The sequence below is a fragment of the Plantactinospora sp. A48 genome (assembly GCF_055793945.1).
Genome location: NZ_JBTIXF010000158.1, coordinates 1 through 366 on the forward strand (window position 1 = coordinate 1; position 366 = coordinate 366).

Here is a 366-nt window from a genome sequence, read left to right on the forward strand (position 1 = left end):
GGAGGAGGCGTTGGCGCCCGGTCAGGAGGCGGTCGTCATTCGACGGCGGTTGGCTGAGGCGAATCCGGGTGCCTACCTGCCCGACCTCGCGGCGTCGTTGAACAATCTCGGCATCCGGTTGTCTGAGCTGGGTCGGCGGGAGGAGGCGTTGGCGCCCAGTCAGGAGGCGGTCACCCTCTATCGGCGGTTGGCTGAGGCGAATCCGGGTGCCTACCTGCCCGACCTCGCGATGTCGTTGAACAATCTCGGTGCCATGTTGTCTGGGCTGGGTCGGCGGGAGGAGGCGTTGGCGCCCGGTCAGGAGGCGGTCGTCATTCGACGGCGGTTGGCTGAGGCGAATCCGGGTGCCTACCTGCCCGACCTCGC

The 366-nt window shown here is 68.0% G+C and carries 1 protein-coding gene; it reads left to right on the forward strand.

The window, feature by feature from the left end; translation table 11 throughout:
* A partial coding sequence (locus ACXN5W_RS30410) for a tetratricopeptide repeat protein (protein ID WP_473161824.1) occupies nucleotides 1–366 on the forward strand: 366 nt, incomplete at both ends.